Genomic DNA, 4309 nt, shown 5'->3' with positions numbered 1-4309 from the left:
CTGGAACAACGCGACCCGCGCTGGATGATCCCATTGCGTCGGCAGGTCGTCGTGGTGCCACGTGCGCGCGTAAACCTCGTGCATCAGCCGGCAATACTCAGGCATCGACTCGGGCGTATCGAACGTATGTAACGCAGCGTCGCTACCGAGCTTGCGGTAGGCCCGGCCGACTCGCTGGCTAAGGTCGGTACGTCGCTTCTTGTCCATCTGCGCGAGCCACGCCGCCGAGGACGGCTGGTCGCGAATCGTCCACTGGACCTGCTCCAGCAGGTTGGCTGGCACGAGTCGCATGTCCTCCCCCTTGCCCAGCGCCTGCGCGAAAGCATTGGGCAGCGCGCTCTCCTGGATGCGGATAACGCGAATGTTCGCATCGCCATGGAGCTGGCGGACGATCGCCAGCATCACGGTCGCCCGATCGTCCGCTGACGAAACGACGCCGGCGCCCAGCATGCGCAACGCTGCACCCTCGTAGACCCGCACGCGCCGCCCGGCAAGATCCAGCCGTGCCGTGTGGCGGATCGCCAGCAGTGGCGCATAGCCGACCATGCGCCCTGCACTGTCACGCACGACCACCACGTGCGGCGCCGTGCCATCGTCGCGGCTCTCCACCTCGTAAGCGATCCAGTCCGGGTGCTGGACGATCCCGTCGCAGCCGCCCGGCAGTTCCGCCAGGGCGGCCATCTCATCGCGCGCGGCGCGCAGCGCGTCCAGGTCATGCAGGGTCGAGCAGAGGTAGTTCATGGGGAAGCCTTCGCCGCCGCGGGCGGCACGGTGGCGAGCACGCGCGAGAGCACGCGCCCGGGCGGCCCCAGCCTGCGGCTGATACCTGCCATCAACTGGAGATCGTCGGCGGACCAGTAGCGCACCCACGCGCTACCCGGGATGTAGATGGCCATGAACGCGGCCGCACCCAGCAGGAAGCCAAGCCGCGAGGGCGTCGCCTCCGTGGCTGCCCACGCCGCGGCGGTGGCCACCACGCCCACCGCGAAAAGTCGTGTCATCGCCGCCAGCGGCAGGCCGCCCTGTGTCGCCTTGCGCAGGTAATGGACCGCGAGTGCCATCTCGACGATACGCGTAGCGGCATACGTCCCGACGGCACCCGCCAGCCCGAACGGCGGGATCAGGGCGATACCCAGCACCGCGTTCGCGACCAGGGCAACGGCAGCGATCCGCAGGCGATCGTCCTGGCGGTCGACGACGGTCTGGAAGGCCGCGATGCCGTTGCCGATAAGCAGCAGGCCGCCGAGCACCAGGGTCGCCTCGATCGCGGGAATGGCATCCACGTAACGCGTGCCGTACATGAGCCGCACGATTTCCGGGGTGGTGACGACACCCAGCCCCGCGATGCAGATACCCACCGCCCAATAGAATCGCGTGGCCTCGGAAAGGAAGCGCGCGGCCTTCGCCGTGCCGCTTTCGCCAAACGTCTTGGCCATGTACGGCAGCAGCGTCGACGTGAGCCCCACGGAGAACAGCTGCACGGCGCCACGGGTAAGCGTGCCGGCAATGGCGAAGTAGCCCACGGCGACGGACCCGCTGAACGTGTTCAGCAGGAAGACTTCGATCGTGCCGGTCCTGAACGAGCCCATCAGCACGAGTACGGCGGTGAGCTTGAGGTGGCGTTTTACCCGCGCGGCCATCGCTTCAGGCACGGGGCCCGGCTCGAAGGGCCGGCAGAGCCGCCTGTACATGATGCGGTTGATCAGGTTGAGAAGCAGGCAGGCGATCGTGTACAGCGCAACGAAGGCGAGCAGGCTGGCATGGGCGAACATGGCCCCCAGGACGAGCAGCATGCCGGCAACGCCACCGATCACGGTGGCCACGGCCTCCGGCTCGAAGCGCTCCTGCCCCTTGCCGATCGCCACCAGCATCGCGTAGTTCGCCTTGGCGACGACCGCCACGACGACGAGCAACATGATCGGCAGCAGGGACTGGTCCCACTCCGACGGGCGGAACAACACCGCAACGAGGACGAACAGCCCGATCACACCCAGCGAGCTCCAGCCCTGGATGCGAGAGAACCGCGCGGCGAGGCTCGACGCCAGGCGCGGATCGCCCATGCCGTCGGCTTCGGCGATGAACTTGGTTGAAGACGTGGTCAGCGCATGGTTGGAGCAGACGATCAGCCAGCCGCAAAGCCAAACGGTGAAGGCGTACCTACCGAAATCCGCGGGCCCGAGGGAACGTGCGATCCACACGCTCATCAACAGGCCGAGCGCGTACTCGATATACGTGGACACCGTGACGATGCCGACGCTGCGCAGGACATCGAGGCGGCGGGTCACGGTGGAGCTCCTGAAGCGACCTTATCCGCGTGCGGCGCCGCACTGCCCGCCGCCGCGGCCTTCAGGCCCGCGCCGGCCGGCTGGTCCATCATCCACTGCGCCACGCCGGCGCCGCGGTTGTTCCAGTTGAACCGGCGCAAGGTATCCAAGATGGCCGCGCAGGATGGGCTATAGGAATCCGCGATGGCCGCGAAGCGCTTCTTCAACGCCGCGGCCTGCTCCGCATCCGTCGTGAAGTAATACGCGGCCGCCACGGGAAGGCCGAGTTCCACCGTATGCCCGTCGCTGTACCAGCCTTCGCTCTCCTGGATCTTCGTGATCGCGGCGGCGGGCGCGTGGGAAGACGACCAGTACCACGCGATCTGGCCGTTCGGCCCCGAGCAGCCATTCCGCCAGTCGTGCGGCGATACAAGGAACTTGGGATCGATCCAGCCATACCGCTCGAGGTACTTGCCGAAGTCCACGATCATTGGCGGGATGCGTGCGTCGCTCGTCACCAGCCACGCGTGCCAGAGACCATCGATGATGTTCTCGCTCATCCACGGCGATGCGCCGCGGACGTCGTCGGGGCCGTTCGGGTCGTTCTCGTGGACGTTCCAGCTGTTGCGCCAGGAGCCGTCGTCGCCGAGCCCATCGGGGTTATGCCGCTGGTGGGCTTCGAGCCAACCAATCCGCGAAGCGACACGCTCGCGATCGCGTTTGTCGCCGGTCAATTCATACGCCGCAACGGTCTCGATCAGGCCCAGGCCCGCGAGCCGCTCGGTGAAGTAATCTTTCGGCGCCGCGTACGGGCCTGGCCGCTCGTTCCAGCCGCCGCTCGCCCACAGGTCGGCCATCTTCGTGACCAGGTCGGCGTCGTGCATGCTGTCGTCGCCGGTGAGTCCCACCGCCAGCAGGATAGGCTCGATGTAGACGTATTTCACGTCGCACGGCTTCTCATCCGGCAACCAGCCGCCTGCGCAGGAGGGGCTGACCGGCACGCCATCGCGCTTGATCCCCGCCATGTACCAGCGGTAGCTCTCTTCCGCGGCTTCGAGGTAATCCGCACGCCCGGTGCGCACGTAGGCCGTGAACAAGGTGGAAGGCCGGTCGAACAGCCACGCCGTGGTGTCCTTTACCGGCAGGTCGCGCGCCCAGCTGAACTGCGCATCCACGTAGCGCGCGTACGCCTCGTCCTTCGCCGCCACGCTTTGCGGGCCGGCGATGAGCGAGGCGGTGAGCCACTGTGGCGTCAAAGTCCCCAACGCCGCAGGCTTGCCTTTCACCAGGCCGTCCGGATACGGCCAACCCGGTGCGGATGCCTGGCGGGGTTCGCCAAACGCGAAGTAATACGTGCCCTGCCCGGCGCGGAACTGTGCGCGGACCGCGCGGATGCTGCCGTCGTGGAAATGCCAGGTCAGCATGACCTTGACGTCGGCTGCCACTTCATTGCCGTGCGCATCGAGGATGCGTACGTCGTGGGCGTCGCGGAGCATGCCAGGGGCGAAGGGAATGCCCACCGATACCGGCATGGCATCGCCCTGCCCGGCGACGCGCTTCACGTCGATTTTCTGGATCGCTGGTGGCAGCGCGCCGGAGGCGACCGCCAGGTCGGGGCCGATGATGGAGGCGAGCGCAAGGAGGCAGGCCAGGAGGAAGAGGAAGTGTCGGGTCATGGGGCCGCTTGTTTCGGCGACCTGAGGCGGGCATCGCGCGCAAGCGCGCTCCCACAAGAAGCTGGTGCGGTCGGTGGCGGCAGAGCATCGCGCGCGAGCGCGCTCCCACAGGCGTGGGGCGGATCGCCGGCGACGGTGGGCGAGGCCGGGGGTCATGCCACGGACGCGACGGGCGCGGTGGTTACGAGCAGCTGATGCTCCCAGCTCAGCGCCGTCCGCACGATGAAATCTAGGTCGTCGTGGCACGGCTCCCAGCCGAGGACCGCGCGCAGCTTGTCGCTACAGGCGATCAGGTTGGGGATATCGCCCGGCCGCCGCGGAAGCTCGACCACATTCAGCGAGTGCCCGCTTGCGCGGGCGACGGCGTCG

The 4309-nt window shown here is 67.6% G+C and carries 3 protein-coding genes and 1 pseudogene; all 4 read right to left on the bottom strand.

Annotated features, from left to right (window positions below):
* Nucleotides 1-741: hypothetical protein (locus ACTHLF_RS20230; protein ID WP_440329873.1), on the bottom strand; the 741-nt coding region annotated here is incomplete at its 3' end.
* Nucleotides 738-2285: an oligosaccharide flippase family protein gene (locus tag ACTHLF_RS20225; protein ID WP_440329871.1), complete on the bottom strand. Its 1548-nt coding sequence runs from the start codon at nt 2283-2285 to the stop codon at nt 738-740. The genes ACTHLF_RS20230 and ACTHLF_RS20225, both read right to left, overlap by 4 nt.
* A complete protein-coding gene (locus ACTHLF_RS20220) occupies nt 2282-3940 on the bottom strand; it encodes a hypothetical protein (RefSeq protein WP_440329869.1) in 1659 nt (552 codons plus the stop codon). Before ACTHLF_RS20220 ends, ACTHLF_RS20225 begins: the two co-directional genes overlap by 4 nt.
* A 152-nt stretch (nt 3941-4092) precedes the next feature.
* Nucleotides 4093-4309, bottom strand: a pseudogene (locus ACTHLF_RS20215) (UDP-glucose 4-epimerase GalE); the annotation flags it as partial.

It is taken from the genome of Luteibacter sp. (assembly GCF_051958795.1).
In the GTDB taxonomy this organism is placed as follows: domain Bacteria; phylum Pseudomonadota; class Gammaproteobacteria; order Xanthomonadales; family Rhodanobacteraceae; genus Luteibacter.
Note: the sequence above shows the minus strand (reverse complement) of the source record. Positions and strands in the feature narration are given on the sequence as shown.